24 protein-coding genes are annotated in these 25624 nt (G+C 54.7%); all 24 read right to left on the bottom strand.

Going from position 1 to position 25624, the window contains the following annotated elements:
* Positions 1–107: 107 nt before the first annotated feature.
* The gene (gene pyrE / locus KNP64_RS01895; protein ID WP_214710575.1) at positions 108–734 is read right to left on the bottom strand and encodes an orotate phosphoribosyltransferase; all 627 of its coding nucleotides are present in this window, start codon (positions 732–734) and stop codon (positions 108–110) included.
* Positions 718–1422 (bottom strand): orotidine-5'-phosphate decarboxylase, encoded by a 705-nt coding sequence (gene pyrF, locus KNP64_RS01890; protein ID WP_214763869.1) that lies wholly within the window; start codon positions 1420–1422, stop codon positions 718–720. Before pyrF ends, pyrE begins: the two co-directional genes overlap by 17 nt.
* On the bottom strand, positions 1397–2323 hold the full coding sequence (locus KNP64_RS01885) for a dihydroorotate dehydrogenase (protein WP_214791541.1): 927 nt from the start codon (positions 2321–2323) through the stop codon (positions 1397–1399). The genes pyrF and KNP64_RS01885 overlap by 26 nt, the downstream gene beginning before the upstream one ends.
* Positions 2320–3039 carry a dihydroorotate dehydrogenase electron transfer subunit gene (locus tag KNP64_RS01880; RefSeq protein WP_034777108.1) on the bottom strand — a complete coding sequence of 240 codons (720 nt, stop codon included), beginning with the start codon at positions 3037–3039 and terminating at the stop codon, positions 2320–2322. Before KNP64_RS01880 ends, KNP64_RS01885 begins: the two co-directional genes overlap by 4 nt.
* Positions 3036–6239 (bottom strand): carbamoyl-phosphate synthase large subunit, encoded by a 3204-nt coding sequence (gene carB / locus KNP64_RS01875; RefSeq protein ID WP_214791543.1) that lies wholly within the window; start codon positions 6237–6239, stop codon positions 3036–3038. Before carB ends, KNP64_RS01880 begins: the two co-directional genes overlap by 4 nt.
* 1 nt (position 6240) lies before the next feature.
* Entirely contained in the window at positions 6241–7323 is a 1083-nt protein-coding gene (locus KNP64_RS01870; protein WP_214791545.1) for a carbamoyl phosphate synthase small subunit, read from the bottom strand.
* Complete coding sequence (locus KNP64_RS01865; protein ID WP_214791547.1) at positions 7301–8581, bottom strand: dihydroorotase; 1281 nt, start codon at positions 8579–8581, stop codon at positions 7301–7303. Before KNP64_RS01865 ends, KNP64_RS01870 begins: the two co-directional genes overlap by 23 nt.
* Positions 8578–9483 carry an aspartate carbamoyltransferase catalytic subunit gene (locus tag KNP64_RS01860; protein WP_214710570.1) on the bottom strand — a complete coding sequence of 302 codons (906 nt, stop codon included), beginning with the start codon at positions 9481–9483 and terminating at the stop codon, positions 8578–8580. The genes KNP64_RS01865 and KNP64_RS01860 overlap by 4 nt, the downstream gene beginning before the upstream one ends.
* A gap of 130 nt (positions 9484–9613) precedes the next feature.
* Positions 9614–10915, bottom strand: coding sequence for a solute carrier family 23 protein (locus KNP64_RS01855; RefSeq protein ID WP_214710569.1), 1302 nt, complete (start codon positions 10913–10915; stop codon positions 9614–9616).
* Between the two features lie 48 nt (positions 10916–10963).
* Entirely contained in the window at positions 10964–11497 is a 534-nt protein-coding gene (gene pyrR, locus KNP64_RS01850) for a bifunctional pyr operon transcriptional regulator/uracil phosphoribosyltransferase PyrR (protein WP_034777096.1), read from the bottom strand.
* Between the two features lie 199 nt (positions 11498–11696).
* Positions 11697–12608, bottom strand: coding sequence for an RluA family pseudouridine synthase (locus KNP64_RS01845; RefSeq protein WP_214791549.1), 912 nt, complete (start codon positions 12606–12608; stop codon positions 11697–11699).
* Positions 12608–13081: a signal peptidase II gene (gene lspA / locus KNP64_RS01840; RefSeq protein ID WP_034777092.1), complete on the bottom strand. Its 474-nt coding sequence runs from the start codon at positions 13079–13081 to the stop codon at positions 12608–12610. The genes KNP64_RS01845 and lspA overlap by 1 nt, the downstream gene beginning before the upstream one ends.
* 58 nt (positions 13082–13139) lie before the next feature.
* Complete coding sequence (gene ileS / locus KNP64_RS01835; protein WP_138859647.1) at positions 13140–15866, bottom strand: isoleucine--tRNA ligase; 2727 nt, start codon at positions 15864–15866, stop codon at positions 13140–13142.
* Positions 15867–16137: 271 nt separating this feature from the next.
* Complete coding sequence (locus tag KNP64_RS01830; RefSeq protein ID WP_021067053.1) at positions 16138–16683, bottom strand: DivIVA domain-containing protein; 546 nt, start codon at positions 16681–16683, stop codon at positions 16138–16140.
* Positions 16684–16701: 18 nt separating this feature from the next.
* Positions 16702–17472 carry a YlmH family RNA-binding protein gene (locus tag KNP64_RS01825; RefSeq protein WP_034777088.1) on the bottom strand — a complete coding sequence of 257 codons (771 nt, stop codon included), beginning with the start codon at positions 17470–17472 and terminating at the stop codon, positions 16702–16704.
* Positions 17473–17745: a YggT family protein gene (locus tag KNP64_RS01820; protein ID WP_021067051.1), complete on the bottom strand. Its 273-nt coding sequence runs from the start codon at positions 17743–17745 to the stop codon at positions 17473–17475.
* A gap of 4 nt (positions 17746–17749) precedes the next feature.
* Positions 17750–18217 carry a cell division protein SepF gene (locus tag KNP64_RS01815; RefSeq protein WP_029595732.1) on the bottom strand — a complete coding sequence of 156 codons (468 nt, stop codon included), beginning with the start codon at positions 18215–18217 and terminating at the stop codon, positions 17750–17752.
* A gap of 23 nt (positions 18218–18240) precedes the next feature.
* Complete coding sequence (locus KNP64_RS01810; RefSeq protein ID WP_214763863.1) at positions 18241–18894, bottom strand: YggS family pyridoxal phosphate-dependent enzyme; 654 nt, start codon at positions 18892–18894, stop codon at positions 18241–18243.
* A complete protein-coding gene (gene pgeF, locus KNP64_RS01805) occupies positions 18891–19652 on the bottom strand; it encodes a peptidoglycan editing factor PgeF (RefSeq protein ID WP_214791551.1) in 762 nt (253 codons plus the stop codon). Before pgeF ends, KNP64_RS01810 begins: the two co-directional genes overlap by 4 nt.
* Before the next feature lie 55 nt (positions 19653–19707).
* Positions 19708–20853, bottom strand: a complete 1146-nt coding sequence (gene ftsZ, locus KNP64_RS01800; RefSeq protein WP_034777081.1) for a cell division protein FtsZ — start codon at positions 20851–20853, stop codon at positions 19708–19710.
* A gap of 48 nt (positions 20854–20901) precedes the next feature.
* Positions 20902–22191, bottom strand: a complete 1290-nt coding sequence (ftsA, locus tag KNP64_RS01795) for a cell division protein FtsA (RefSeq protein WP_214791553.1) — start codon at positions 22189–22191, stop codon at positions 20902–20904.
* A 227-nt stretch (positions 22192–22418) separates the two neighbouring features.
* A complete protein-coding gene (locus tag KNP64_RS01790) occupies positions 22419–23189 on the bottom strand; it encodes a cell division protein FtsQ/DivIB (protein ID WP_138859652.1) in 771 nt (256 codons plus the stop codon).
* Between the two features lie 12 nt (positions 23190–23201).
* Positions 23202–24278 (bottom strand): undecaprenyldiphospho-muramoylpentapeptide beta-N-acetylglucosaminyltransferase, encoded by a 1077-nt coding sequence (gene murG / locus KNP64_RS01785; protein ID WP_214763862.1) that lies wholly within the window; start codon positions 24276–24278, stop codon positions 23202–23204.
* Positions 24275–25612 (bottom strand): UDP-N-acetylmuramoyl-L-alanine--D-glutamate ligase, encoded by a 1338-nt coding sequence (murD, locus tag KNP64_RS01780; protein WP_251126245.1) that lies wholly within the window; start codon positions 25610–25612, stop codon positions 24275–24277. Before murD ends, murG begins: the two co-directional genes overlap by 4 nt.
* Positions 25613–25624: the final 12 nt, after the last annotated feature.

Genomic DNA, 25624 nt, shown 5'->3' with positions numbered 1-25624 from the left:
CATACACATCTCCTTTATTAACTACTTTCCCTATTCTAACACGTTCAGTATGCCATGTTACCAATTGAAAAAGAATCCGCCCGGAGGTGGATTCTTAGAAAGGTAAATTACGATGTGACACGAGCGCTCCAACCTGTCGGATCATTTCGCCAGTCACGTAAAGTAGCAGCCTCTTCTTTACTGATGATTCGCTTCTTGACGGCGACCTCGAGCACATCCAACAGTGTAATCAGTGCATGCGCAGTGAAGCCGGAGTCCAATAGATTGATGTGAAGACGGCTCAGACTGTAGGAAAAGATCGCTTGAATCTTGATCACTTCCCCGCCGGCTTTCTGGATCGCTTTGGCGGCCTCGATGCTCGATGAACCGGTCGACAACAAATCTTCAATCACGACGACACGAGCGCCAGGCTCGAACCGACCTTCGATTTGATTCCCTTTCCCATGTCCTTTCGCACTCGAACGGACGTAGACGAGCGGCAAGCCGAGCCGGTCGGCGACAAGCGTCGCATGAGGAATTCCCGCTGTCGCTGTCCCGGCGATGACATCGGCGTTGAGCGGACGGATCGCTTCGACGAGCGCATCGATGATGAGATTGCGGACATCAGGATAGCTGAGCGTCAAACGGTTGTCACAATAAATCGGACTCTTCATCCCGCTCGACCATGTATACGGGTTCTCGGGAGAAAGGGTCACGGCCTCGATCTGTAATAAAGCTTCAGCGATTTGTCTCATACGTTCGACTCCATTCCTGTAAGTAGTATTCATATGCGGCGTTCGGGTCTTCGGCCCGGGTGATCGGCCGGCCGACGACGATGGCCGACACGCCGGCCTCACGCGCCGCTTTTGGTGTGGCGGTCCGGACTTGATCGTCTACTGTCTCGTTCATCCGGATACCCGGCGTCACGGTCAAAAACGATGAGCCGAGCGCTTGGTGAATCGCATGGGCCTCATGCACGGACGCGACGACCCCGTCGAGTCCGGCCCGATCGGCCATGGCTGCCTGGCGAAGGACGGCCTGCTCCAGACCGCCTTTGATGTTTAATTCTTCAGAAAGCATCCGTTCATCGGTAGACGTCAACTGGGTGACCCCAATCAATTTCGTCGTATCGGTCACATCACGTAAGCCGTCTAAGGCGTAGCGCATCATCGTCTCGCCGCCGAGTGTATGGACGTTCGTCAACTCGACGCCGAGGCGGCCGATTTGACGGAGCGTCCGCCGTGCCGTCTCCGGGATGTCGTGGACTTTGATGTCTAAAAAGACGGGGTATCCATTGTCGACGAGTTGCTCGACAAAACGCCCCCCTTCCCGATAGAACAGCTCCATCCCGACTTTGACGGCTGGTTTCTGATTGATTCGTTCCAATAGACGGAACGCGTCGGCGCCCGTCTCGACATCAAGCGCGAGATACAGTCTGTTCATAAGCTTTCCCCCTGATGTCTAAAATGTGATCGATGCCAAGTTCGTCAAGTCGTCCCGGCAACGCTTCGATGATTTCTTGACAGACGTACGGGTTCTCAAAATTGGCCGTTCCGACCGCGACCGCTGAGGCACCTGCGTAGATAAACTCTAATACGTCGTCCACCGTCCGCACGCCGCCCATCCCGATAATCGGGATATCGACGGCCTGAGCGACTTCATACACCATCCGAATGGCGACCGGTTTGACGGCAGGGCCAGACAAGCCCCCGATTCGATTGGCGAGAATCGGTTGTCCGGTCGTGACGTCGATGCGCATCCCGACGAGCGTGTTGATCATCGTGATCCCGTCGGCACCGGCCGATTCGACCGCCTTGGCCATCGCCGTGATCGATGTGACGTTCGGAGACAGTTTGACGTAAACCGGTTTCGTTGACGCCGCTTTGACAAGCCGGGTCAATTCGGCCGCCATCTCAGGATCGGTCCCGAACTGCATCCCGCCGCACTTCACGTTCGGACATGAAATGTTCAGCTCGAGCGCTTTAATGGTCGGGTCGGCACTCATCTGGCGGGCGACGTGAATATACTCTTCTGGCGTCGAGCCGGCCACGTTGGCGATGATCTCGGTATCAAATCCCGACAGGAACGGAAGCTTGTCTTCGATGATGGCGTCGACACCTGGATTTTGAAGGCCGATGGCGTTCAGCATTCCTTGTGCCGTCTCAGCGACACGGGGCGTGCCGTTGCCGAATCGCGACTCGCCTGTCGCCGCCTTAATCATAATACCGCCTAATATCGATAAGTCATAGAGTTTGGCGAACTCTTCACCAAATCCGAAACAGCCTGACGCCGGCATGATCGGATTTTTCAACTGTAAGCCTGGCAAATCGACGTGTAATCTCATAGCGTCACCTCTTCCGCACGAAATACCGGTCCGTCACTGCACACTTTGACGTAACCGCCTGGCGCTTCGCACACGCAAGCGAAACAAGCTCCAATGCCACACCCCATCCGATTCTCGATCGAGATATATCGCTCTTCGATATGTGATGCGGCGACTGCCTTCAACATCGGTTCCGGTCCACAGCTGAACAACACATCGGCCTCGACCCGCGCGAGCGGGCCGGTCACAAATCCCATTTCCCCATACGTTCCGTCGACCGTCGTGATGATCGTCTCCCCCAGTTCACGGAACGCGTCTTCATAAAAAATGCTCGTTTTCGTATCAAACCCGAGAATCGCCACCGTCTCAATCCCGCGTGCGGCGAGCAGACGCCGCGTGTAGTAGAGCGGTGGCACCCCGATGCCCCCACCGACGAGGACGACACGCTTGCCTGTTTGCTCGAGCGGGAAACCGTTGCCGAGCGGTCCGAGGACGTCCAAGACGTCTCCCGTCCGACGAGCGGCCAAATCTGCCGTCCCGCTGCCGATGACTTTATACAGGAACGTGACGACGTTGCCTTCGACGTTCGCGACCGAGAGCGGCCGGCGCAACAGCTCTGACGTCTTCACGTGGAAGAACGTGCCCGGCGCGACTTCTTGCGGTGCGATTTCGACTTTCATCTCCATCGTCGCTGTCGCGATCAATCGGTTCGATAAAATGGTCGCGAGTTGTCTCATACGGTCACCCCGAATGTCGTGAACTCCGGCAAACTCGTTGTTTGGAACGACAGGCTCTCGATGACTTGGAGCAGCGCCTTAACCGTATCGAGCGACGTCAGACAGAGCACGCCTTGCTCGGCCGCGGCCCGACGGATGATGAACCCGTCTTTCGTCGCGAGGGCGTCACGCGTCGTCGTGTTCAAGACGATGTCGACTTCTCCTCGTTCGATGACGCTCAGCATCGTCTCACCAGACTCATTGATTTTCCCGACCGGATGGACCGGTAGGCCGTCTGCTGAGAGCGCCTGCGCCGTACCGGACGTGGCCATCAGGCGGAATCCGAGTCGATTGAAACGGCGGGCGATGTCGAGCGCCTCTTCCTTATCTTGGTCGGCGACCGTCAATAGGACATTCCCTTTCAAGGCGATCGTCATGCCGGCGGCGACGAGCCCTTTATACAGTGCTTTTTCGAGCGTACGGTCTGTCGCCATGACTTCACCGGTCGATTTCATTTCCGGCCCGAGCGACGGATCGACTTCTTTTAATTTCGCGAAACTGAACACTGGCACTTTGACCGAAATCGCGTCCGCTTCTGGATGCAGGCCGGTCCCTAACCCTAAATCTTTCAGACTCGTCCCGAGAATCGTCTGCGTGGCGATGCGCGCGATCGGCAGGCCCGTCACTTTCGAGATGAATGGGACGGTCCGGCTCGCCCGCGGGTTGACCTCGATGACATATAAGTCGTCCGCGTAGACGAACTGGATATTGAGCAACCCTTTGATTCGGAACGCCTTGGCGAGTTTGATCGTGTAATCGACGACTTTTTCTTTCAATGCCTCACTCAATCGTTGCGGCGGATACACGGCGATCGAGTCACCCGAGTGGACGCCGGCCCGTTCGATATGTTCCATGATGCCCGGGATATAGACGTCGGTCCCGTCACAGATGGCATCGACTTCAATCTCGATGCCCGTCAAGTAGCGGTCGATGAGGACGGGACGGTCTTTCGAGGCGACGACGGCGTGGCGCATATACCGTTCGAGCTCCGAGCGCTCATAGACGATCTCCATCGCCCGACCTCCGAGCACATATGACGGGCGGACGAGTACCGGATAACCGAGCATATCGGCGCAAGCGACGGCCTCTTCGACCGTGACCGCCGTCTTGCCCGGCGGTTGGGCGAGTCGTTCGGCCGAGAGCGTCGCTTCGAACGCTTTCCGGTCTTCAGCGCGGTCGATATCTTCAAGCGACGTCCCTAAAATTTGGACCCCTTCTGCTTCGAGCGAGGCCGCCAAGTTGATTGCCGTCTGACCGCCGAACTGGACGATGACGCCGAGCGGCTGTTCGTTGCGGATGACCTCGAGCACGTCTTCGGTCGTGAGCGGTTCGAAGTAGAGCCGGTCCGAGATCGAGAAGTCGGTTGACACCGTCTCCGGGTTATTGTTGATGATGATTGCTTCGTAGCCTGCGTCACGGATCGTCTGGATCGAGTGGACGGTCGCGTAGTCGAACTCGACACCTTGCCCGATCCGGATCGGTCCCGAACCGAGGACGAGAATCGATGGTTTGTCCGTCTTCACGGCCTCGTTCTCGACTTCGTACGTCCCGTAAAAGTATGGTGTCTCCGAAGCGAACTCGGCCGCACACGTGTCGACCATCTTATACACCGGGCTGATGCCCCAGTCGTTCCGAAGCGATTTCACCGTCTCCACAGTCTCATTCGTGATTCGGGCGATCATCTTATCGCTGAAGCCGAGACGTTTCGTCTCGATGAGGCGTTCTTTTGAAAGCGGCTCATGCTGAAGCGTCTCTTCTTGTTGCCAAATCCGAGCGAGTTTCGATAAGAAGAAACGATCGATTTTTGTCAGCTCATGCAACTGTTCTGTCGAGTAGCCGCGACGGAGCGCCTCATAGAGCATCCACAACCGCTCATCCGTCGGTGTCGTCAGTTCGCGATCGAGCTCCGCGGTGCTTAGTTGCGCGAGGCGTGGCACGGCCAAGTCTTCTGTCCCGAGTTCGAGCGAACGGACGGCCTTCAAGAGTGCTTCTTCCAAATTACGGCCGATCGCCATCACTTCCCCGGTCGCTTTCATCTGCGTGCCGAGGCGACGATCAGCCGTCTCGAACTTATCGAAGGCGAAGCGCGGGATTTTAGCGACGACATAGTCGAGAGCCGGTTCGAACGAGGCGTAACTCGTCTCCGTCACCGGGTTCTTCAGTTCTGACAACTTGTATCCGACCGCCACTTTCGCAGCCAGCTTGGCAATCGGGTACCCCGTCGCTTTCGAGGCGAGCGCCGAACTGCGCGAGACACGCGGATTGACCTCGATGACGTAATACGTGAAGCTGTCCGGGTCGAGGGCGAATTGGATGTTACATCCGCCTTCGATGCCGAGGGCGCGGATGATGTCGAGTGAGACGCTGCGAAGCATCTGATAGTCGCGGTCAGACAGTGTTTGTGTCGGTGCGAAGACGATCGAGTCGCCCGTATGGACCCCGACCGGATCAAAGTTTTCCATCGCACAGACGATGATCGCTTGGTCGCTCGAATCGCGCATCACTTCATACTCGACTTCTTTCATGCCAGCGATCGATTTTTCGAGCAACACTTGTGTCACCGGGCTCGCTTTCAGTCCCGATTCGACGAACTGCTCAAATTCATTCCGGTCATGGGCGATCCCGCCACCGGTTCCTCCGAGTGTGTACGCCGGACGGATGATGATCGGGTAGCCGATCCGTTCCGCAAAGCCCCAAGCCGACTCGAGTGACTGCACGATCTCGCTTTCCGGGACCCCGTGCCCGAGTTTATACATGAGGTCGCGGAACTGTTCCCGGTCCTCAGCCTGTTCGATGGCCGATAATTTCGTCCCGAGCAATTCGACGCCGCAATCTTCAAGCACGCCGCGGCGGTCGAGTTCCATCGCCAAGTTGAGGCCGGTCTGGCCGCCGAGTGTGGCGAGGAGCGCGTCCGGACGTTCTTGACGGATGATCCGCTCGACGAACTCCGGTTCGAGCGGTTCGATGTAGACGCGGTCCGCCGTCGTCGGGTCGGTCATGATCGTGGCCGGGTTCGAGTTGACGAGGATGACCTCGTATCCTTCTTCTTTCAAGGCAAGACACGCCTGGGTACCAGCATAGTCAAATTCTGCCGCCTGTCCGATGACGATCGGGCCGGATCCGATTACAAGGATTTTCTGAATATCTGGTCGTTTTGGCATGTCACATTCCTACTTTCTGTTTGTTTTCTTGGACGATCTGCATGAAGCGGTCAAATAAGTCGTTGGCGTCATATGGACCCGGTGCCGCTTCCGGATGGTATTGGACCGAGAACGTCGGATGATGCAAGTGCTTCACCCCTTCGACCGTGCCATCGTTGACGGCGCGATGCGTGACGATGAGTCCGGTCGTCGCGAGTGATGCCTCATCGACCGCGTAGCCGTGGTTTTGGGATGTGATTGTCACCGCGCCGGTCTCAAGTTCGAGCACCGGATGGTTGGCGCCGCGATGGCCGAACGGGAGTTTGAACGTATTGGCCCCGCTCGCGAGTGCGATCAACTGATGGCCGAGACAAATTCCGAAAATCGGCAACACCGGCATGAGGCGCTCGATGAGCGGCAACGCCGTCGGGACGTCTTTCGGGTCCCCAGGTCCGTTCGACAGCATGACGCCATCCGGTTCATAGCGCATCACTTCGTCGGCCGTCACGTCGTGCGGCAAGACGACGACTTCACAGTCGCGCTTCACGAGTTCACGCATGATGCCGAGTTTCGCACCGAAGTCGATGAGGGCGATACGCGGCCCGCGGCCCGTGCTGACATACGCCCGCTTTGTCGAGACGCGCTCGACTTGATTGGTCGGAAGAAGGACGTCAAAGCGATGCTGGACCGATGCCCACGTCGATTCCCCATCGACCATGACACCGCGCATGACGCCACGTGAGCGGAGATGACGCGTCAACATCCGCGTGTCGACCCCTGATAGACCTGGGATATTGAAGCGGAGAAGCGTATCACTGAGCGTTGCGGTCGAGCGGAAGTTCGAAGGCAAATCGCACACTTCTTTCACGATGAGTCCTTTCGCCATCGGTACGGTCGTCTCAAAATCTTCCCGGTTGACGCCGTAGTTGCCGATCAACGGGTTTGTCAACACGATGAGCTGGTCGCAGTACGATGGGTCCGACAACATCTCCTGATACCCGGTCATCCCGGTCTGAAAGACGACTTCCCCGATCGTCTCGACATCTGCGCCGAATGCTGTTCCTACAAATGAAGTGCCGTCCTCAAGCCATAATGTTCGTTTCATCGAATCTCCCCTTATATACGATTTTCCCAGCCGCGATCGTCATCACCGGCCAGCCTGCCAGTTTCATCCCCGCGAACGGTGTGTTTTTTCCTTTCGAGCGGAATGTCGTCGGATCGACCACTTGCTCCGTCTCCGTATCAATGAGGGCAAAGTCTGCCGCCCGTCCGACTTCAATCACACCGTACGGTAACCCGAACACGTCGCTCGGACGTTTCGTCATCCAGTCGATGAGCGCCGCTTCTTCCATCTGACCCGTCTTGACGAACGTCGTGTACAAGAGCGGGAACGCTGTCTCGAATCCGGTGATGCCGAACGGGGCCCGTTCCATGCCGGCTGCTTTTTCTTCGGCCGTGTGCGGGGCGTGGTCCGTCGCGATCATATCGATCGTCCCGTCGAACAAGCCTTCAAGGAGCGCCTCACGGTCGTCACGGCTCCGGAGCGGCGGATTCATTTTAAAGTTCGGGTCGAGGCCCGGGATATCGTCTTCACAGAGAACGAGGTGATGCGGTGTCACTTCGGCCGTCACCCGGATGCCGGCTCGTTTGGCGTCGCGGATGACACGTACCGACTGTCGTGACGAGACGTGGCAGACGTGATAGTGACAGCCCGTCTCTTCGGCAATCAAGACGTCACGGGCGATATGGATGCTTTCGGCGAGGCTCGGGATGCCTTGGATGCCGTGTTCTTCACTGAACCGGCCTTCATGGACCGAACCGGCCTTGAGCGTATTGTCCTCGCAGTGGGCGACGACCGCCTTATCGAGACGTTTCGCTTCCCGCATCGCCTCACGCATCATCGCCGCCGATTGGACGCCGACGCCGTCATCGGTGAACGCGAATGCATCTGCGAGCGAAGCCATGTCGACTTGTTCGGTGCCGAGCTGTCGTTTCGTGATGGCGGCGTATGGAAGGACGCGTACGCTTGCGTCTTGCTCGATTTTAGCCAGGAGCTGGTCCATCGTCGCCCGGTCGTCCGGGACGGGACGTGTGTTCGGCATGGCGCAGATTGTGGTGAACCCGCCGGCCGCAGCCGCCTCGGTCCCCGTTTTGATCGTCTCTTTCTTCTCCCCGCCCGGCTCGCGCAAATGAACGTGGACATCGACGAGCCCCGGAATGAGGAGCTTCCCTGTCGCATCGATCACTTCATGTCCTTCGGTCGTGCCGTCATAGTCGATCGAGCGGATTTCGCCGTCCTCGATCAATAGATTCGTCGTCCGTTTCGTGTTCCCGTCATACCAAGTTGCGTGTTGAAGTATCATAATTGTCCCCCTAATGCTCGATTTAAAATGGCCATCCGGGCGTAAACGCCGTTCGTCATCTGTGGAAAGATCCTCGACTTCGGATGTTCAATCAAACTGCCGGCGATCTCGACGTCACGGTTGACCGGTGCCGGATGCATGATGATCGCTCGTCCTTTCATTCGGTCGACGCGTTCGGGCGTCAACCCGTAGCGCGCATGATAATCTTCCTTCGAGAAGATGTCGCCCATGATGTGGCGTTCGTGCTGAACGCGGAGCAGCATGACGACGTCACAGTCCGCTAACACATCGTCGAGGTCCCGATGCTCGAGCCCCATCGACTCGTCCCACCAAGAGGCGGGGCTGCAGCCGACGACGTTCGCCCCCAGGCGTTTCAATACGCTTGCGTTCGAACGTGCGACGCGGCTATGGACGAGGTCACCGCAGATGGCGATGTTCAACCCTTCGAACGTCTTGAACTCTTCAAAGATCGTGACGAGGTCTAACAGTGACTGCGAGGGGTGCTCCCCGCTCCCGTCACCGCCGTTCAACACCGGGATGTTCAACTTTTCAACGAGTTCATGGTAATAGCCCGACTCCGGATGGCGGATGACGAGGGCATCGACCCCGATTGCCTCGAGCGTCTTGCACGTGTCGTACAGCGTCTCGCCTTTCGTCACCGATGACGTCGCCACGTCGAACGGAATCTCTTGTACTTTCAAGTGCCGTTCGGCCATTTGAAACGAATTTTTCGTTCGCGTCGAGTTTTCAAAGAACAAGTTCGCGACCGTCTTGCCGTCGAACAAGGGTGGCATGTCCCCTTGTTTGTAACGTAGCGATTCCTCGATCAATCCCATGATCTCATCGAGCGAGAGCGTATCCAGACTGACAAAATGCTTCGGTTGTTGTTTGATTAAGTTCATGTTCGTCTCCTCCTTTTGTGTGAAGGCAAAGAGAAAAGGCGTCTCTTCACCTACGTGAAGGGACGCCTTTATTTGGGTAGACTACACCCAAATAAACGAGCCTTCACTTTGCCGACCTCACGGGATCGAATTAAAAGTTACTTGCTTGTCGTGTATCTTCAGTTGTTTCGGCAGCAGCTTCGTGGACCGCTTCTTCTTTCGGCAAGAAGGCGTTCAAGAGGATCCCGACGACTGTGGCGAGTGCCATCCCTTGAACCGGGAAGCTTCCGAGTTGGACCATGGCCCCACCAAGTCCGATGACGAGGATGACCGAGGCGATGATGAGATTGCGTTTCTCAGCGAGGTCGACGTTGCTTTCGACCATCGTCCGCAGACCGTTCGAAGCGATGACTCCGAACAAGAGGATCGAGATGCCGCCTTTGACCGGGTTCGGGATCGTCGAGATGAACGCTTCGACGTGACCAAGGAAACCAAAGCTGATAGCCATGAGCGCTGCTCCGGCGATGACGTAGACACTGTACACTTTCGTGATGGCCATGACCCCGTTGTTCTCACCGTAGGTCGTACACGGTGGACCACCGAGCGCCGAGGCGACCGCTTTCCCGACCCCGTCGCCGAGGAGTGTCCGATGGAGACCTGGATCTTTCATCGTTTCGCGTCCGATGATTTTTGACGTGACCATTTGGTCGCCAATATGTTCCGTCATCGTGACGAGCGCGACCGGGACGATGGCGAGCAGTGCTCCGACTTGCCACATCGGCATGTAGTCGACGAACACCATCGTGAAGTCAGGCAGTTGGAACAAGCTCGCTTGACCGAGCGCCGAGTAGTCGATGATGCCGAACAGGGCGGCGATGATGTAACCACCGATGATACCGAACAAGATCGGTACGGCGCCCCATACTCCTTTGAACGTCGTCATAGCGAACATCGTGATGCCGAGCGTGAGAAGCGCGACGGTGATGAACGTTCCATTGTAGGCACCGTCTTTGTTCATCGACATGTCGATGGCGACCGGTGCGAGCGATAAGCCGATGACCATGATGACCGGACCGACGACGACTGGCGGCAAGAGGCGCAGCAACCAGTTCACACCTGTCTTATAGATGATGAGCGAGACGACACCGTAAACCGATCCGGCGATGATGCCACCGAACAAGGCGGCTTCGACACCCCATTGCTGGCTGACGGCGATAATCGGGGCGATGTAGGCGAAACTTGACCCGAGATAGGTCGGGACTTTGAAGCGGGTAATCGCTAGGAATGAGAGCGTGGCCACACCGGAGGCGACGAGGGCGACGGACGTGTTTAGGCCCGTCAAAATCGGGACTAAAATCGTCGCTCCGAACATGGCGAAGACGTGCTGCAGGCTGAAGAGCAGCCATTGCGGTAAGTGAGCGGGACGCTCGTGGATGTTGAGGATGGGTTTCATATGTGGTTCTCCTTCCTGGCCTCTCTGGACCACCTTAAAGGTTTTGGATTATTGCTGTTTGATAAACACTTCGTCTGTCGTGTCGACTTCACTGAGTCGGACGACGACTTGTTCTGACTTCGAGGTCGGGACGTTCTTGCCGACGAAGTCTGGGCGAATCGGTAGCTCGCGGTGTCCCCGGTCGATCAAGACAGCGAGCTGGATGTAATCCGGACGACCGTGGTCGACGAGTGCGTCCATGGCGGCTCGCACCGTCCGGCCCGTGTAAAGGACATCGTCAATCAAGACGACCGTCTTGCCGTTGATGTCGTGTGGCAGTTCAGTCGCTTTCACTTCCGGGTCAAGTGACTTCTTAGACAGGTCATCCCGGTACAGCGTGATATCTAAGTTACCGAGCGCGATCGGTTTGCCTTCTATTTCTTCGATGCGGCGGGCGAGTCGGTCGGCAAGCGTCTCGCCTCGGGTTTTAATCCCGACGAGCACGACGTTGTCCGTTCCTTTGTTGCGCTCGATGATCTCGTGAGCGATTCGGGTAAGTGCACGGCGGATGGCCGCTTCATCCAATATGGTAGAACGTTTCAAACGTTTCCCCCCTCTCTCAAATTATACAAAAAGAAGACTTCCTCATCCGGCTGGAAAAGGAAGTCTTCATATATGAGGGCAGACCTCTGCCTCAAATAATCGACGTGTCGTGGCCGCAGCCACAATCCTTTCACAGCCTCTCTGGACTGGGTTTAAAGGTGTTATGCTTCCTAGACTATAAATCGGAATCGGTTGAAAGTCAACGCGTTTTCTCGATTTTGTCCAATTTTGCAAGTTCCGCTTCGAAGTCGGCCGGGAGCGGCGCCTCGAATTCGAGCCATTCGTCCGTGCGTGGATGGAAGAAACCGAGCGTCGCCGCATGGAGAGCTTGTCCGTTCAATTGAATCGTGCGGCGCGGGCCATATTTCGGGTCACCAGCGAGCGGATGGCCGATATAACGCATATGAACACGGATTTGGTGCGTCCGTCCCGTCTCGAGCTTACACTCAACGAGTGTGAAGTCTTTATACCGCTCGAGCAGACGGAAGTGCGTGATCGCTTCTTTCGCGTTCTTGTCCGTCACTGTCATCCGCTGACGGTCGTTCGTGTCACGCCCGATTGGCGCCTCGATCGTCCCGAGCTCATGGGCAACTTCGCCGTGGACGAGAGCGATATATTCACGCTTGATTTTACGATCCTTCAACTGGCTCGCGAGCGATTCGTGGGCCACATCGTTTTTCGCGACCATGAGGAGACCGGTCGTGTCTTTATCGATGCGGTGGACGATGCCTGGTCGTTTGACACCGTTAATGCCTGACAAATCGTCACAGTGATAAAGGAGTGCGTTGACGAGCGTGCCTGATGTATGACCAGCCGCCGGATGGACGACCATGCCGCGTGCCTTGTTGACGACGATGACATCCTCGTCCTCATAAACGACGTCGAGCTCGATATTCTCTGGCAACACCTCGAGTTCGACGGCCTCCGGGACCGTCACGACGATTTCGTCGCCTTCTTGCAGTTTATAGTTCGGCTTGACGACCTGGCCGTTGACGAGGAGGTCCCCCGCCTTGATCCAGTCTTGGATTTGCGAACGTGACCAGTCACTTTGTTCGCTCATCCATTTGTCGATACGTGCCTTTTCTTCGGCGACAAATGTGTAAGTTTCCATTACGATTGTCCCCTTTCTTTGTTTAATTTTTCTTCGAACAAGACGCCGATGATCATGAAGATGACCCCGAACGTGAGCGCCATATCGGCGACGTTAAAGATTGGGAAGTTGTAGCCGAACGGATACGTGTCGACGAAATCGACGACTTCACCACGGAATAGACGGTCGATGAAGTTCCCAATTGCACCGGCGAGCAATAACCCGACGCTATAACCGAGCAGATCGAATCCGTTCACTTCTTTATGCAAGAAATAAATCAAGCCGACGACGACGACCGCGGTGACGATGAAGAAGAACACCATCTGCCCTTCGAGCATGCCCCAGGCCGCGCCTTTATTGCGGTAAGACGTCAAGTAGAGCAATTCAGGGATGAGCTCGATTGACTGCCCGATCGTCATCGTTTGGACGACAATCCATTTCGTTACTTGGTCGAGCAAGATGAGGAAAAGTGCTAATCCGTAATAACGTTTCATCAGATTCTCCTTTCAAGTCATAAGAAACCGGAGTGGACGATCGCCACTCCGGTCCGGCTTATGCGATGACTTCAGTACAACGCGGGCAAAGCTCTGGATGTTCAGCATTTTGACCGAGTTCGGTCGAGTATGTCCAGCAACGGGCACAAGCGGCACCGTCAGCCTTCATGACGCTGATTTCGGCCGTCGTATAATCGACATCGGCCGATTCGACGTAATCGAGTTGCGACACTTGAAGCAACTGACGAACGTTATCGATCGTCTCGAGCAACTGTTTCGTCTCACCTTTTGGCGCGACTTGTAGTTTTGCTTCGAGCGGTTTACCGATCAACTTCTCGCCACGGGCGATCTCAATCGCTTTCAACACGTCGTCACGGAACGTGAGGAACTTCGACCATTTAGCAAGCAATGCCGTCTCATCTTCTGTGAGAGGTGCCACTGCCTCAAGGTCTGTCAAGAAGACGCTATCAGCTGTCTTCGCCGGCACTTCTTGCCACACTTCGTCCGCTGTGTGCGGGAGGATTGGTGCAAGCAATTTCGTGAGCGTGACGACCGTGTCATACATGACCGTTTGAACGGCACGACGACGTGCGTCGTCTTCACGTTCGATATATAGAATATCTTTCGTGAAGTCGAGATAGAACGACGACAACTCGTTGACACAGAAGTTATGGCTCAAGTGATAGACAGCCATGAAATCGAACGTGTCGTACGCTTTGACGACTTTCGTCTGAAGTTGCTTGAGTTTTGTCGCCATGAAGCGGTCCGCTTCCGGCATGTCTTCGAAGGCGACACGCATCGATGGGTCGAACCCGTTCAAGTTACCGAGCAAGAAGCGCAACGTGTTGCGGATCTTCCGGTAGACTTCCGACACTTGTTTGAAGTTATCGTGCGATGCGCGGACATCCGACTGATAGTCGACCGACGATACCCAAAGACGGACGATTTCCGCTCCGTATTGTTTGACGAGATCGTTCGGTGCGATCGTGTTGCCGAGTGACTTCGACATCTTACGGCCGTCGCCGTCGAGGACGAAGCCGTGGCTGAGCACGTTGCGATACGGCGCTTTGCCCGTCGTCGCGACTGCCGTCGAGAGTGACGAGTTGAACCAGCCGCGGTATTGGTCCGAGCCTTCAAGGTACAAGTCGGCCGGACGGCGCAAGTTATCGCGCTGTTCGAGTACGCCCGCATGAGACGAACCTGAGTCAAACCAGACGTCCATAATGTCGAGTTCTTTCCGGAACTCGCCGTTCGGGCTGTTCGGGTGTGTGAAGCCTTCTGGCAACAAGTCTTTCGCTTCACGCTCATACCAGACGTTCGAGCCGTGCTCATGGAACAAGTTGGCGATGTGGTCGATTGTCTCGTTCGTGATGATCTCCGTGCCGTCTTCGGCGTAGAAGATCGGAATCGGGACGCCCCATGCCCGTTGACGGCTGATGACCCAGTCCCCACGGTCACGGACCATGTTGTAAAGGCGCGTCATGCCCCACTCCGGTACCCAGTTCACTTCTTCGATTTCACGAAGCATGTCGGCACGGAAATCTTTGATTGACGCGAACCATTGCGGTGTGGCGCGGAAGATAACCGGTTTTTTCGTACGCCAGTCGTGCGGGTACGAGTGCTTGATGAATTTCAAGTTGAGGAGGTAGCCGTTCTCTTCAAGTTTCATGCCGATTTGTTTGTTTGCGTCTTCATAGAACAAACCTTCGAAACCTGGCGCCTCTTCTGTCATATAACCACGGTCGTCGACCGGGCAGAGGACGTCGAGTCCGTAAGCTTGTCCGACACGGTAATCGTCTTCCCCGTGACCTGGTGCCGTATGGACGAGACCTGTCGCGTCAGCCGTGACGTGATCGCCAATCATGACGAGCGATGTCCGGTCATAAAGCGGGTGCTGAGCCGTCATGTGTTCGAACTCGCGCCCGTTCCAAGAACCGCTCACTGTGTAATCCGTCCAGCCGAGTGCCGTCGTCACGTCTTCGACGAGCGTTTCGGCAACGATGTATCCTTTGCCGTCGTGCTCGATGCGCGTGTACGTCAACTCGTCGCTGACCGCGATCCCAAGGTTGGCCGGGATCGTCCATGGTGTCGTCGTCCAGATGACGAAGTGGTCCGTTGTCGCTAAGACGTCTTTGCCGTCGACGACTTGGAATGCCACGTAGATCGCCGGTGACTTCTTGTCATAGTATTCGATTTCTGCCTCGGCGAGGGCCGATTCAGAAGACGGTGACCAGTAGACCGGTTTCTTCCCTTTATAGATGTAACCCTTTTCGGCCATCGTCCCGAACAAGCGGATTTGAGCCGCCTCATATTCCGGCAATAGCGTGATATACGGGTTGTCAAAATCAGCCATCAGTCCGAGACGCTTGAACTGCTCGCGTTGCGAGTTCACTTGTTCCATCGCGTACGCCGCACACTTCTCGCGGAATTCGGCGACGGTCATCTCTTTACGATTGACGCCTGCTTTTTGAAGCGCGTTCTCGATTGGGAGACCGTGTGTGTCCCAGCCCGGGATCATCGGTGACTGGTAGCCGTTCAATGATTTGAAGCGGACGATGATGTCTTTCAATACTTTGTTGAGCGCATGGCCCATATGGATGTCGCCGTTCGCATACGGAGGTCCGTCGTGCAGGATGTATTGTGGCTTTCCGGCATTTTTTTCTTGGACGCGGTTATATAGGTCCATCTGTTCCCAAGCCTCGTGCATGGCTGGCTCGCGTTTTGGCAGATTTCCGCGCATCGCGAATTCTGTTTCAGGCATCAATAGTGTGTCTTTGTAGTTCATTGAAACTCCTCCTGCATCTTTTTTTGACAACAAAAAAAACCCGCCCCTAATAGGGACGAGTTGGTCGACTCGCGGTACCACCCTACTAATCTCAGGGAAAGCCCCGAGACCGCTCTTGGTAACCGATAACGAGGTCAGGCGGTCGCGCTTACTAACTTCAGCCCGACACTCATAGGGGATACCGATAAAGTCTTTCTCTTAGGCTTGCACCTTCCCTAAGTCGCTTCGTAGGTATGACTTTATCGACGTGTCCTAATCGACGTATTGTGTATTATCCGTGATGTTTGGTTGGTATGACTTCGTCGTCATTATACGCAAGTTCGGTCGTATCGTCAAGAACCGTCTGGACCGGCGGCTCCCCGACAATCGTGTCCCATTCCGTGCTGTTCAACAGCTCCATCTGAGCATCGACGAGGACGCGGAAGCGGGTCCGGTACAACTCGACTTTTTTGAGCATTTGAATGACTTCGCGCTCAGCGAGCTGTTCTTTACGTGACGCTTCTTCCTCACGGGCGAGCGCCTCGCGTTCGGCCTGCTTCAAAATGAGACTCGCTTCTTTCGCCGCGTTCGTCTTCACTTCTTCAGCTGCCTCTTGGGCGACGATAATCGATTTGTTCAATGTGTCTTCCATTGAGGAGAAGTAGTCGATACGGGCTTGCATATCGTTGACGAGTTCTTCGTACCTTCTATTCTCACGAATCAATAGCTCAAACTCTTTGATGATTTGATCTAGAAATTCATTGACCTCATCGATATCGTACCCGCGAAAACGAGTCGAGAACTCTTTATTATGAATATCAATCGGTGTCAACGCCATTCGACTTTCCTCCTAAGTTCAACGTATGATGCCATACTGGATTTTTATTTTCTCACGTTTCGTCGAGCCGAGAATCGCCGTCAATTTGACACGGCCATACCCTCGGATCGAGACCAAATCGTCTGGTTCAAGGATGAAGCTCGCATCGTCAATCGGTTTATGATTCACTTTGCAGTCTCCATGTTTGACGAGCGCCTGCGCTTTTTGCCTTGATAATCCGAGCACTTCGCTGACGACCGTGTCAAACCGGAGCGATGAGACGATTCCGAACTCGTCGCTCCATTTGACTTCGGGCACGACGAGCACGGACTCGGGCGGTACCTCTGAGATGCGAATCCGGGCCTTGCCGACCCGGTCGACGTTCATCTCGATGAACCCGACCGCCTCACGCGTCGTCGCGAATTGGGCGACGCCGTCGTCGAGGACGACATCTCCGAATTTTTGACGCTTCAACCCAGCGTTCAAGAGCGTACCCGTCACTTGACGATGCGTCAATTCGACAAATTTGGTTGGATAGTCGATTTGACGAATCGCGATATCAAAATCGTTCGGATCGAGCTCGTAATAGTCCGGAGCGAGGATGAGTCGACGCCGTTCCGCGCCTTCAAATCCGCCGTCCTCATAAATCGCGAGCTGCTTCCCGACGAGTTGCCGGACGATTTGTTGCTCGCGTGGATCTAAAAAGTCCGTCACTTTAAACACATAGTTGTCCTCGACTTGTTGAACCCAATCGAGCACTTGCTCGACAAACGGGCGCTCATTCGGACGATAATGATCGAAGACGCTCATTTAAATACCGAAAATCGCTCGCACTCCAAATTGTGCCATCCGTAGCACAAATAAAGCGACGATTGGGGAGATATCGAGCATCCCGCCAATTGGTGGGATGATTCGACGAAACGGGTTTAAAAACGGCTCGCATAGATACGATAAAATTTGACCAAATTTAGATTCGCGCGCATTTGGGAACCACGATAATAAAATATAGGCAATCAAGACCCAACTATAATACCCAAGTAATGTAACGATCGTGTTGCCTAACGCAGGTATAGCATTTTCCATTCAGTTACCACCCTTTACTATTGAGTTCGTCCTCCGAAATCAAATTCGAGATCGATCCCGTCAACTCGATGTTGTTTGGAGTACATAAAATCGTGTTATGTCCAATCGACGTCATCGTCCCTTCTAACGCATAGACGACACCTGACAAGAAGTTGACGACTTGACGAGACTGCTCTTTCGACATCCGTTGGAGGTTGACGATGACGGCCCGGTTCTCTTTCAATTGGTCGCTGATGTCTTGGGCTTCGGCGAATACACGCGGTTCGGCCAAGACGACTTTTGAACGTTCTTTCTTCTTCGTGTTCAACGCGACGATATTGTTTGATGTTTTCGGACGGTCCTCAGTTTTGACGATTGCCTCCGTCATCGGTTGTGTCTTCGTTTCGGCGACAGCATACTCGTCTCCTTCGAACTGGTTGTTCGGATCTTCCTCGAGTCCAAAGAAGTCCTTCATTTTGTTTTTGATTGACATAACGGATTCCTCCTTAAAATATATTATTGCACAAGTACGGTTCCAATACGAACAAACGATGCGCCTTCTTCGATCGCCAACGTGTAGTCGTTCGACATCCCCATTGACAGTTCGGTACACGGTGCATGCGGATAGGCAAGACCTGCGACGTCATCGCGCAATTGTCTCAAGTTTCGGAACGTCTCCCGAATCACCGTCTCATCCTCTGTGAACGGTGCCATCGTCATCAATCCGATGATCCGCACGTGAGGATACTGTTTACAGTTCTCGATGAACGGGATGACTTCCTCTTTTTCGAGACCATGTTTTGATGCTTCGCCCGATATGTTCACTTGCACGAAACAATCGATCACGCCTTGGGCGCGCTTATCGATCTCTTCGGCGAGCGAGAGACGGTCGAGCGAATGGATCGCTGCCACATGGTCGATAATTTGTCTCACTTTACGTGTCTGCAGGCTGCCGATGAAATGAAACTTGGCATCAGGCGGCAACTGCTCGACTTTTTCAAGTAATCCTTCGGGACGATTTTCGCCGAAGTCGCGGATGCCTTCCGCATAAAGGGCGTTCGCCACGTCGGGACCGACCGATTTCGTGACCGCGATGAGCGTCACCGCTTGATCGGTCCGATGCGCGTCGATCGTCTGTCTGACTTGATTCACATTATTCGCTATACTCACGATTTCTTCTCCTTGACGAGGACAGCCGCAAATCGACGTTTGGCATCTCCGTTCCGATATGAGAAAAAGCTTCGATCGGCTACGGTCGACAAGTTCGATTGGGTCACCTCGATATTTCGTTCAGCGGCGAGCGTCTCGTTCACTCGTTGCAGGGATAGATGGGCATGGCCTGCCTGTTCGTCCGAGACTGATGCTTCATAAGCTGCCGGCGAGACAGCTTCGACCGCATCAAGGACACGGCGGTCGACCTCGTAATGGTCGGCCGTGATGGCTGGTCCGACAAACATATCAATATCTTGTTCCGGTACGCCCAATGTTGCAAATGCATCGGTCATCGAGGCCACGATGTTACCGACTGTCCCTTTCCAGCCTGCGTGTGCGACACCGATGACGCCATGGTCTTTGGCGCAAAAGAACAGCGGGACACAATCAGCGAACACGAGGGCGAGCGGTAACGAGTCAACCGTCGTGACGAGACCGTCCGTCGCCGGAATCGTCTCATCGTAACGGTACGCCCCTCTGCCTCGGTCAGCGTCTCCGACGACTTCGACGTTTGTTTGATGCACTTGGTCGGCCCATACCGAATCAGCGAGGTCGAGACCGGCCACTTCGAAAAATTGGTTCCGATTGGCGACGACTCGATCCGGGTCATCTCCGACGTGGAGTCCGACGTTGCCTTCGTTATGCCCATCGGTCCGGGTCGTGACGTAGGCGCGGTAGCGATCCGTCTCGGTTTCCCATGTATGTAACAGTCGCATATGATTCTCCTTTTTTAGAAAAAAGGGATGCCGAGAACCGGCACCCCCCTGTTGTTTAGTTACGGCGTTGTCTTACGAACGCTGGGATGTTGATCGTCTCGTCTGGGACGTCCCCGCCATAGACCGGTCTATGGAAGTTCCCTTCATCTTGTGGCGCAGCTTCTTGCGTTTTCGGTTGAGCCTCACGGTTCACTTCAGCTTCCGGTTTTTTCTTCGGTTGCTGGAGGAACGGGTTCGTCCCTTGCGCTTCTTCTGCGAATTCAGTTGCGATCACGGTTACGATGATCTCGTCGTTCAAGTTTTCGTTGATGACCGAACCGAAAATCAAGTTCACTTCTTCATCAGCGGCACTTTGTACGATTTGAGCAGCTTCCGTGACTTCGAACAAGCTGAGGCTAAGTCCGCCTGTGATGTTCATCAAGACACCTTTCGCGCCTTCGATTGAAGACTCGAGAAGTGGAGATGAGATGGCTTTCTTCGCTGCCTCGACGGCACGGTTCTCGCCTGTCGCGACACCGACACCCATGAGGGCCGAGCCTTTTTCTGTCATGATCGTCTTCACGTCAGCGAAGTCGAGGTTGATGAGTCCAGGGATGGCGATCAAGTCTGTGATCCCTTGGACACCTTGACGAAGGACATTATCCGCTTCACGGAACGCTTCGATCATCGGCGTATTGCGCTCGACGATTTCAAGCAACTTATCGTTCGGAATAACGATGAGTGTATCCACTTTTTCTTTGAACGCTTGAATCCCGTGTTGGGCGTGTTGCATCCGTTTGCGTCCTTCGAACATGAACGGTTTTGTGACGACACCGACCGTGAGCGCTCCGATTTCTTTCGAAATCTCAGCGATGACAGGTGCAGCCCCAGTCCCGGTTCCTCCGCCCATACCTGCTGTGACGAAGACCATGTCGGCGCCATCAAGCGCTTCAATCAACTGTTCACGGCTCTCTTCTGCCGCTTTTTTCCCGATATCAGGATTTGCGCCGGCACCGAGGCCACGCGTCAATTTCGCGCCAAGTTGAAGCTTCACGTCTGCTTTTGACATGTTGAGTGCTTGCGCGTCTGTGTTGACGGCGATGAACTCGACACCTTGCACTCCGTGCTCGATCATACGGTTGACGGCGTTTGAACCGCCACCACCGACTCCAATTACTTTAATTTTTGCTACGGCGTCAATCGCCTCATCAAAGTACATCATTTCAGGTATCCCCCTACGTAATTTCCAATTGTTAACACAACGTCAAGTTTACACGCCAAATAGTTTTTCCATTAAGCGGCCAAATCCATTTTTCGTTTCGCGATCGTCCCGCTCCACATCCACGTCGTGGTCGTGGTCGTTTGGCATCGTGCCGTCCGGTTTCGTGACGGTCACGCGCTCTTCCGGCTTTTCAAGTCGTGACTTCGAGACGTGATGATCGCTCATAAGCACGTACTTGAGGACGCCGACCGCGGTCGCGTATTTCGGGTGTCTGACGCCAATCGACGAAGGCTGATACAGTCTCGTCGTTTGACCCATAACACGAGTCGCCAATTCTTGGATGCCAGGTAAAGCAGCGGCCCCACCGCAGAGGAGATATCCTCCACTGAGCGTCGGGACGCCTACCTTTTGCACTCTATTCAACACAAGTGTAAACATTTCCTCTATTCTTGCCTCTAAAACATAACTAATTTCTGCTTGCGGTTCGAACGTGACTTCTCCGTTAATGTTCGTGAACGAGAAGCCCTCGGATGCGTCGGCCATTTCTTCAAGGGCGAGTCCGTATTCTTCTTTCGCCACTTTGGCGTCCTGGTATTTACAGTTGAGCTTGTAAACCAAGTCGCGTGTCATATGATCGCTTCCGACAGGAAGGATATATGAGTAGACAAGGTCGCCCCGATAGAAGACAGAGACGGTTGTCTTTTCATGTCCGATATCGATCAATCCGATACCAAGATCGATTTCGTCGACAGATGCCGCGCTCATACCGAGTGCCAAGTTGCCGAGGACGAACCCTTCGAGTTTCAGACCCGCTCGTTCGATGGAGCGACGAATGCTATGTAAAATCGTCTTCGAACCAGTTACCATCTTCCCGTGCATCTCTAAACGATAGCCGAGCATTCCCCGAGGATCGACGACACCTGTCTGTTGATCGACCGTGAATGACGACGGGATCACATCGATGACGCTCATCTCGTCCGGCAAACGCATGACTTGCGCCGAGTTGATGACTTCGATGACGTCTGTATCCGTGATTTCTTGGTCTTCTCGTTTGACCGACGCGATTCCGTGACATGGGGCGATTTGGATATGTTCCCCTTCGATGGCAACATATACCGACCGAATTTGATCACCGAGTGCCGCTTCGGCATGTTCGACGGCTTGTTTGATGGCTTGAACCGTCTTATCGATGTCGACGACGGCGCCACGTTTTACTCCTGCAGACGGGGCACACCCCTCCGCCAAAATGTTAAGCGTTCCCCCGAGTAATTCACCCACGACGAGCTTAATTTCTGACGTTCCTATATCCAATGCGGCCACATAACCATTCGCTTCCAAAAGGGAAACACCTCCGCGCTTTAATTTCTATACTTGAATTCCGTTACATTGTTACAGATATCCAAAAATATTGTTAGGTCCGGCAAGATATCTCACGTCTAAGTTTACAACAAATAAGATAGTGAGAAAAGGTAGAATCCTACAAATTAAGCGGTTTTGGGGTGTCAATTCGATTACAATCGATAAAAAAACAGCCCTTATGTGTCTAAGGACTGTAAAATATCAGATTATTCTTTCGGTTTTTCATACGGGACGAAATAATATCCGCCATCCATGACGACAGTTCCTCGTTGTCCTTTTGGAATGTTTTCATAGATTTCACCGTATTTGGACACGGTTTGACTGAGCTTGAACGTCGGCGTTTGAATCGTGTTGCCGTCGTTCATATAAATCTCATATCGGGTCGATTCCCCGTCTTGTTTCGAGAACACGATCTCCGACATCCGGGCCCGCATCGCGTCATCGACTTGTTCAAGCTCAGTCGCGATTTTTTCGAGTTCCGTTTTATCCGTGAATTCACGCAAGAGTGGACCGTCCTTTAACTTCTCAGGGTCGGTGATACCGCCAGTCGGATGAAGCGAGCCATCGGCAAGTACCACGACTTCTTCTTGATCCGTCCGCGAGTACGCGATCATCTTTTCTTCTTCGACATCGATTGTCACGATGTTATACCATGAGCGGTCGACGTCGACATCTTTCACGCCAGGCACGGCGCGGAGTTCTCGTTCAATCTCCTTCGGTGACACTTGAACGATTTTTGTGGACGTATCGATGTCCGTCCCGGCGAGCACGTACGCTTCTGTCAGCCAGGACAGACCGTTCACGTTCACCGCCTTCACGTCAGAGACCGACGTCTGCATATATACGACGAGTGCGATCAGCACCGCGAATAAGATCAAGATGGTCGACAAGCGTCGGTTCGCTTTTTTACGACGCTGATCTTTCATATACGGGATACGGTCTTCTAAACTACGAACGGTGTTCTGACGTGTCTCCATGTCTATTCTCCTTTATCGGCGGACTTCTTCGACGAGGTCGGCGAGTGATTCCGCAGCTTGCGGGAATCCTAGCCGTTTCGATGCTTCTGCCATCTCAGTATGATGTGCCAATACGTGACGGATCGACTTGACGAGTGTCTCGCCCGTCAAGTCTCCTTCTTTGATCAATTCGGCCGCGCCGCTCTCAACGAGGGCTGACGCATTTTTCGTCTGATGATCGGCCGTCACATACGGGCTCGGGATCAAGATGCTCGGTAGACCGAGCGCGGTCAACTCCGAGATCGTCGACGCGCCGGCCCGTGACACGACGAGGCTCGCGCAAGCGAGAAGCTCAGGCATATCGTAGACGTATGGCAAGACATGGACGTTTTCAGCTGTTGGCGCGGTGGCCACGACGTTGTCGTAGTGCACGTTCCCGGTCACGTAGAGGACGTTCACCGGTTCAGCCGCGAGCTCGGGAATAGCTTCGATGACAGCGCGATTGATCGCTTCTGCCCCGCGGCTTCCGCCGTAAATCAAGACGATCGGCCGCTCATCAATCCCGTACTCGGCACGGACGGCCGCCTCATCTACGGTCGTCTTCAACACTTCGCTCCCACGCGGGTTTCCGATGACGCGAACGTTGGCTCCGGGAAACTGCGACTCAGAACCAGCGAACGACAAGGCGACGCGGTCGGCTTTCTTCGAGAGGAACTTGTTCGTCAAGCCCGGGATGCTGTTCTGTTCATGCAAGATGGTCGGAATTCCGAGCTGCTGTGCCGTAAAGACGACCGGTCCTGAGACGAAGCCGCCCGTTCCGATGACGACATCCGGACGAAACGTCTTCATCTCTTTACGTAACGTGAGGACGGATTGAATGAACCAATACGCCGTCTTGATGTTGTCTAGCGATAGAGAACGTTTTAGTCCGGCAATCCGGATCGATTTGAACGGGACGCCCGCCCGTGGAACGAGGTCAGCCTCGAGACCGTTCTCAGTCCCGATATAAAGCACCTCGAGGTTCGGGTGCCTCGCTTTGAGTGTGTCGAGAAGAGCGAGTGCCGGGTAGATATGTCCACCCGTCCCTCCACCAGAAATCATAACTTTCATCGATTGGCCTCCTCATATGAATTCACGAGTCGGACGAAATGTTCGCCGCGCTCTTCGAACGTCTTATATTGATCCCAACTTGCACAAGCCGGCGATAATAAGATCACGTCATCAGTCGCCGACTGTTCGAACGCGAGCGGTACCGCCGCCTCGAGCGTAGCGACCGCGAACGACGGAATCAGCTCGGCCTCACCTAACGACTTGAACCGCTCTGCTGTCTCGCCATAAGCGACAATCGCTTTGACCCGGCCGAGCGCCGGAACGAGAGAAGTGAGGTCGGCGCCACGTTCGAGTCCTCCGCACACCCAGACGATCGGGGCCTCGAAACCGTTCAATGCGGCTTCGGCGGCCACGTTGTTCGTCGCTTTCGAGTCGTTATACACCCGGCGGCCGAGCACTCGCCCGAGGCTCTCTGTACGGTGAGCCACTCCGCCGAACGTCTGAAGGACGCGTTCGATGTGTGCTCGCGGAATGTCGAACGGTTCGACGAGCAACAAGGCTGCCAACACGTTCTCGACGTTATGGGCCCCACCAAGGGCAAGGTCCTCGACGCGGATGACCGGTTCTCCATGAAGCGTGATCCAACCGTCCACTACGTGTGCGTCTCCACTGTCGTAACCGAACATTGAGACGGGAAGACCGGACGGGACACGTTTCATCACTTCCGTGTCGCTGCCTTTGACGACGACACGGTCTGCGGCCGTCATGTTCCGGAACAAGTTTCCTTTGGCATCGGCATACGAGTCAAAGTCGCCGTGGTAATCCAAATGCGCCGGTGACAAGTTCAACAGTGCCGCCGCTTGCGGATGGAACTGTTCGACGCCCATCAGTTGAAAGCTCGACAGCTCGATGACGATGACGTCACCCTGCTTCGCTTTCGATGCCACTTCGATGGCCGGGAAACCGATATTCCCTGCCACATGCACCGGACGACTTCCCCCTTTAAGCAATTCGTGGACGAGCGTCGTCGTCGTCGTCTTCCCGTTCGAACCAGTGATGGCGACGAACGTGGCATCGGTCGCCAAGTAGGCGAGCTCCACTTCTGTATAGATCGGGATGTTCCGCTCAAGCGCTGCTTGAAGGAGCGGGATGTGATACGGGATGCCCGGGTTTTTGACGATCATATCCGTCGTGTCGAGCAATTCGAGCGGATGGGAACCGAAGACGCCGTTGATGCCGAGCGCTTCGATTTTCATCCGTTCTTCCGTTGACGGTTCGCTCCCGGTATTGATGGTCACGTTCGCGCCGACATTTCTTAAGTAAGCGGCAGCGGCGATGCCGCTCCGTGCCGCGCCGAGTACGAGGACTCGTTTATCGTTCCACTGTTGTTGCATGTCTTCCACCAT

This window comes from Exiguobacterium sp. s64, from assembly GCF_018618035.1.
GTDB lineage: Bacteria > Bacillota > Bacilli > Exiguobacteriales > Exiguobacteriaceae > Exiguobacterium > Exiguobacterium mexicanum_A.
The sequence above is the reverse complement of the archived record's forward strand: the minus strand, read 5'-3'. Positions and strand labels throughout refer to the sequence as shown.